Source organism: Parabacteroides sp. PFB2-10, assembly GCF_029893085.1.
GTDB lineage: Bacteria > Bacteroidota > Bacteroidia > Bacteroidales > Tannerellaceae > QVMG01.
The window spans coordinates 67309-73308 of record NZ_JARXWI010000015.1 but is presented as its reverse complement, the minus strand read 5'-3'; the positions used below and the strand labels follow the sequence as shown (position 1 = coordinate 73308).

At 46.6% G+C, this 6000-nt stretch carries 6 protein-coding genes; 3 read left to right on the top strand and 3 right to left on the bottom strand.

The window, feature by feature from the left end:
* The first annotated feature begins 239 nt into the window (after nt 1-239).
* The 3 genes from M2137_RS12125 (at nt 240) to M2137_RS12115 (ending at nt 3394) form a co-directional block, all read left to right on the top strand.
* Complete coding sequence (locus tag M2137_RS12125) at nt 240-776, top strand: NlpC/P60 family protein (protein ID WP_280766711.1); 537 nt, start codon at nt 240-242, stop codon at nt 774-776.
* 51 nt (nt 777-827) lie between these two features.
* Nucleotides 828-2099 carry a serine--tRNA ligase gene (gene serS, locus M2137_RS12120; RefSeq protein WP_280766710.1) on the top strand — a complete coding sequence of 424 codons (1272 nt, stop codon included), beginning with the start codon at nt 828-830 and terminating at the stop codon, nt 2097-2099.
* Between the two features lie 92 nt (nt 2100-2191).
* Nucleotides 2192-3394: a DUF3472 domain-containing protein gene (locus tag M2137_RS12115; protein WP_280766709.1), complete on the top strand. Its 1203-nt coding sequence runs from the start codon at nt 2192-2194 to the stop codon at nt 3392-3394.
* A gap of 92 nt (nt 3395-3486) precedes the next feature.
* On the opposite strand, the gene M2137_RS12110 is transcribed toward M2137_RS12115, so the two are convergent.
* The 3 genes from M2137_RS12110 to M2137_RS12100 form a co-directional block, all read right to left on the bottom strand.
* Nucleotides 3487-4464 (bottom strand): dihydroorotate dehydrogenase-like protein, encoded by a 978-nt coding sequence (locus tag M2137_RS12110; RefSeq protein ID WP_280766708.1) that lies wholly within the window; start codon nt 4462-4464, stop codon nt 3487-3489.
* Between the two features lie 62 nt (nt 4465-4526).
* Nucleotides 4527-5195 (bottom strand): YggS family pyridoxal phosphate-dependent enzyme, encoded by a 669-nt coding sequence (locus M2137_RS12105; RefSeq protein ID WP_280766707.1) that lies wholly within the window; start codon nt 5193-5195, stop codon nt 4527-4529.
* 45 nt (nt 5196-5240) lie between these two features.
* Entirely contained in the window at nt 5241-5726 is a 486-nt protein-coding gene (locus M2137_RS12100; RefSeq protein ID WP_280766706.1) for a DUF4494 domain-containing protein, read from the bottom strand.
* Nucleotides 5727-6000: the final 274 nt, after the last annotated feature.

Here is a 6000-nt window from a genome sequence, read left to right as displayed (position 1 = left end):
ACTTTTTCCACAACCCCCCCACGCACACCCCACCTGTTATAGGGAGAATTCTATCGTCGATGGGCATGGACAGTACTGTCCATGCCCATCGACAGAACTGTCCATGCGCTTCGACAGTACTGTCGATGCCCATCGACGATAGAATGATGGCTGGAGAAAAATACTTCTTAGAGAAACATTTGCTTTACGCCTTTGGGTAAGGGCATGTGTTTTCGTTAAACTTTTCCTATGTTTGTAGGATGATATATGTGAAAAGATTGAAGCAGTTATTGCTTTTTCTCTTTTTTGTTTTTTCATTCTTCTCTTGCGGAACGAAACAACAAAAGGTGGTGTTGCCGGCTGATTTTAAGGGGCCGGAGGAGTTGTCACGCTTATACGGGGTGCGCCTGACTCCGAATGATAATATTTTTCTGTACAACGAAGGATCGAAGTGGCTGGGCGTGCCATACCGTTCGGGTGGATTGACCAAGAAAGGGGTCGACTGTTCCGGTTTGGTGACGAATATATACCGGGAGATTTATGGCAAACAATTGTCGCGATCATCGGCGGATATGTTGAAACACGATTGTCGGAAGGTGGGGCGCGATCGTTTGCAGGAGGGTGACCTGGTCTTCTTTCGGACAGACGGCAGCCGGAAGAAAACACCCAACCATGTAGGCATCTACCTGAAAAATGGCCGTTTTATTCATGCCAGCACCTCCCGTGGCGTTATGGTCAGCGCCCTGAGTGAGCCTTATTATGTGCGTACATTCATTACCGGAGGAAGGGTAAAATAATGAAATAATAACTATCTTTGTTCCCCGAAATAATCAATCAAAAAAGACTATATGCTGACGCTTAAAGTTATTACAGAAAATACCGACGAAGTGATTCGCCGCCTTTCCCGTAAGCATTTCGATGCCAAAGAAATCGTAGACCAAGTGATTGCACTCAATGAGTTGCGCAAAAAAAGCCAGACAGAACTGGATAGTAATCTGGCAGAATTGAATCGCATCTCGAAATCGATCGGCGCCTTAATGAAAGAGGGTAAAAAAGAAGAGGCTGAAACAGCACGCGCTCAGGTGGGCACGATGAAAGAGGCCAATAAGGTTCTGGAAGAAACAAAAGCGAATGCGGAAAAGGAGATGCACGATCTGTTGGTGCAGATCCCGAATATGCCTCATGATTCGGTGCCTGAAGGAAAGGTAGCCGAAGACAATGTGATTGAAAAGACGGGCGGAGTCATTCCGGTGTTGGGCGAAGATGCGTTACCTCATTGGGAATTAGCCAAGAAATATGATCTGATTGACTTCGAACTGGGCGTGAAGATTGCCGGTGCCGGATTCCCTGTCTATAAAGGAATGGGCAGTCGTTTGCAGCGTGCGCTCATCAATTTCTTCTTAGATAATGCACGTGAAGCAGGCTATCTGGAGGTGCAACCACCCTATGTGGTAAATGCCGATTCTGCTTATGGTACGGGAAATTTACCTGATAAAGAGGGACAGATGTACCATGCAACCGTTGATGATCTTTACCTGATCCCAACGGCAGAGATACCGGTTACCAATATTTACCGCGATGTGATCTTGAACGAAACCGACCTACCGGTGATGAATACCGCCTATTCGGCCTGTTTCCGTCGCGAGGCGGGCTCTTACGGCAAGGATGTGCGTGGGTTGAACCGCTTGCATCAATTCGATAAGGTGGAGATTGTACGCATTGACAAACCAGAACATTCCTATGAATCATTGCAGGAAATGGTCGCTTATGTAGAGTCCTTGGTGACCAAACTGGAACTTCCCTGGCGGATCCTGCGCCTTTGCGGAGGGGATATGAGCTTTACTTCGGCGTTAACCTTTGACTTCGAGGTCTATTCTGTGGCACAACAGCGTTGGCTGGAGGTAAGCTCTGTGTCTAACTTTGAAAGCTATCAGGCCAACCGTCTGAAGTGTCGCTATCGCAATGCGGATAAAAAGATTGAGCTTTGTCATACGTTAAACGGTAGTGCGTTGGCTCTGCCGCGTATCGTTGCCGCCCTGCTTGAAAACAATCAAACACCGGAAGGAATCCGTATACCCAAAGCCTTGGTTCCTTATACCGGTTTTGACTTAATTAAATAAGATAAATAATGATGAAAAAAACTCTTGGTTTAGCAGTACTTGTATTGCTAACGGGTTGTCAGGCTGGTAACATAAGCCCAACCCCTGAAGCTATGAAAATTGATGTTGTCGGAAATACCTATGTAACCGACGGACATAAAAGTGCCAAAGTATCCCCGCAGGGGATTCAGGAATGGTCGGGATCGGAGGCCGTTCTCTCGACCTGGTTCAAACTGAGCCATACCGGCGAATTACGATTATTTATGGAACTCCCGGAGGATGTGACACCTGCCACGTTGCAGGTGCGTCTGTTCGACAAAGTCTTTACGCTTAAAGTGGAAAACGGGGAATCTCCTGTGTTGCCGATTGGTACGGTGGAGGTGAACGAACCGGGCTATCTGCGTGTTGATATGCAGGGGATCCGTAAAGAGGGTGAGCAGTATCCATTCGTGAAAGCCCTGTTGATTGATGGGCCGGCAGCAGCCGAACCCTTACATTTCGTACGCGATTTCGAACCTTACTGGGGCTTGCGTGGCCCTTCGGTGCATATGGGTTATGCCTTGCCGGAGGCCGATGTAGAGTATTTCTACAACGAGGTCTATGTGCCTGAAGGCGAAGATAAGATCGGAAGCTATTTTATGACCAATGGTTTTGGCGAAGGCTATTGCGGCATTCAGGTGAACCGCGAGACCGAACGCCGTGTTCTTTTCTCTGTATGGAGTCCGTTTGAGACCGATAATCCGCAGGATATACCGGAAGAACAGCGCATCAAACTGTTGGCAAAAGGCGAAGGCGTACATATCGGTGAGTTTGGAAACGAAGGATCCGGTGGGCAGAGCTACCTGATCTATCCCTGGAAAGCGGGTGTTCATTATCCGGTTATCACACGGGTACGCCCGGACGGCAAAGGAAACACGGAGTATTATGCCTGGTTTTATGCCGCTGAAGAGAGCCGCTGGCGCTTGATTGCCGGATTCTCACGTCCGCAAACAAACACCTGGTATAAGCGTGCCCATTCCTTTCTGGAAAACTTTCTGCCGCAACAAGGCTATCTGGGACGCAAAGTATTCTTCAATAATCAGTGGGTTCGTACAGCGAAAGGCGACTGGGTGGAATTGATAGAAGGGAGATTTACGAACGATGCTACGGCGCGTGCCGGTGTGCGCATGGACTTTGCCGGTGGGGTAGAAGGTGACGCCTTCTTCTTACGCAACGGCGGTTTCTTCAATGAATATACGGAACTCGGCACTCTTTTCAGTCGTACGGCGAAAGGAAAACGCCCGGAGGTAGACATCGACGCCCTGCCTCTGCAATAAGAAACAAGGGTATATAAAAGAAGGATCGCGCTATTCTATTTATAGAAATAGCGCGATCCTTCTTTTATAGAGGCGATCATACGATCAATTTATCAATCCCTGTTCGAGAAGTATTTCATAAACTGCGAACGTTCATACATAGCCGGGTTCTTTATATTGGCATAATTAAGCAGTCCGGTGAATTGCGATACAGACTCATAATTGGCATATTGCATCCACTCTTCCATGCTACGGAGTATTTGTGTGATGATCTCCGGCCCATGCGTATAGAGCGCACTGCATATCTGAACGGCATCAGCACCTGCCAAAATACATTTGATCACATCTTCCCATTCCTGAATACCGGTAGAGGAGGCAATGCTAATGCCCGGGATAAGTCCGGAAACAATGGCTGTCCAGCGGATGGTATCGCTCAGGTCGGAATGGTTACTGAACACATTGCCTGACACAATCTGCTGTGTGTTGATGTCGATATCGGGCTGATAGAAGCGATTGAAGAGCACCACTCCGTCCGCACCATTTACTTTCAAAGTGTTTATCGCAGAAGGGATATTGCTGAAATACTTCCCTAACTTGACCATAACCGGAATGCGAACCGTCTCTTTTACCTTGCGGATAATATTGATATACATATCCCTTGTCGCTTCAAAGTCATAATTGAGCGACGTTTCCATATAGAATATGTTCAATTCCAACGCGTCCGCACCAGCCAATTCAATCTGTTGGGCAAACTCGATCCAGGCATCTGCTTTGTAGCAGTTGATGCTGGCAATGATAGGAATCGAGCAGGTATCTTTGGTTGCTTTGATCATATCCAGGTATTTGTTTACCTGATTGGCTTTCACATATTGGTGGATATAATCCATCGCCTCCGGATAATCGGTTTCCTGCAGCAGCGAATTGCCATGCATCTCTATCTGCTCTTCGAAAAGAGACTTTAAGACAATGGCAGCAGCACCCGCCTTTTCAAACTCTTTGTTGCGTTCCGCTTTGATTGTCAATCCCGAACTGCCTACTATGATCGGGTTGCGCAAGGCGAGGCCTGCGTATTGTGTTTTCATGTCAGTCATACTGTTTCTTGTTTATATTAGTAAAACAAAGATAGCTATTAATTTTGTTGTCGGAAATATAGTTAATATTTACGTTGCCCGAAAATAAAGGTTCCGACGCGAATCAGGGTGCTTCCTTCTTCTACGGCAATCGGATAATCGTGGCTCATGCCCATCGAGATCTCCTGAAAGGAGTCGTCATCCTTGAAGAATTGTTGCTTGATATCGCAGAATACCTGATGTAAGGTTCGGAATTCTTTCCGGATCAATGTTTCATCTTCCGTATCGGTTGCCATGCCCATGATGCCGGTGATGCGGATAAAAGGATATTCCCCCTGCTTCCAATGCGCCAACAACTCCATACATTCTTCCGGTGTCAGACCCTGTTTTGTCTCTTCCTGGGCGACATGTATTTCCAGAAGAAGGCGGATGACGCGCTCGTGTTTGGCAGCCTGTTTATGCACCTCTTCCAGTAGTTTAATGGAATCTAAGCTATGGATCGTATGAATAAAGGGAGCAATGTCCTTCACTTTATTGCGCTGAAGCGTACCGATGAAGTGCCACTCGATATCATCAGGCAATGCCGGCTGCTTGGCTTTCAGTTCCTGAACACGGCTTTCCCCAAAGACACGCTGCCCCGCATCGTATGCCTCCCTGATGGATTCCACGGGATGGAATTTCGACACGGCAACCAGGGTCACCCTATCAGGTAGTGATGAAGTAAGAGCTTGAACTTTCTGGGCAATACACATAACTTATCAAACCTTTGTGAATAAAACAGGAGATAGAGCCTTAGCTCACGCTTTCTCTTCGGCCAGTAATTCTTCGTCGGATTTAGGCGCAGAAGGAATATGGGCGGCGCTGAACTGGAATACATCCATAATCTGCGTTTCAGAAACGGAGGCAATCACATAATCAGCCATGGTATTTTTCATTCCCTCTTCCAATACCGTGATGGCCTCTTTCAGGGTAGATGCCTGCGCCAGCATATTGGCCGACGTTTTCTTTTCTGCTCCGCTCTTTTCGTCGAGGGTGATAAACTGCACCTTCACACGATAGAAACGATCGCCGGCTTCGTTGAAAAAGAGTTCCGACAGGCGGGCGCGTTTGATGTCGGAGATCACAAATTCGCCGGTAATAAATGGGCGAATCTCTTCGATAATACGTGCTTCCGCTTCTGTAAATGAAAGGGCATCAACCAGGTACGGTTCTGTTACTCTTTTCTGCATTCCGTTCTCCATCAACTTATCATAGGCCACTTTGCACTCGAACCAGTTTGTCATAATTCTTTTATTTTAATCTGTTTTTATTTTTATGAAATGATAGGCAAAGATAGGCGCAAATAAAGAATTAAACAACCGAATTTACACTTTCTGACATTACGGCAGGCCTGTTTTTGTATTAAAAAGGACAAAAATCGTTAAAACCAAATGTAAGCAACGGATGGCATTTTTGTAAAGAAATGGGGTAGTTATACTTACAATCGAGTTTGTTAAAAAGTGTTTCTCCCGGGACTTTTTCAAAATACTCCTTGCTTTTCAGCGAAATTCTCCCGCC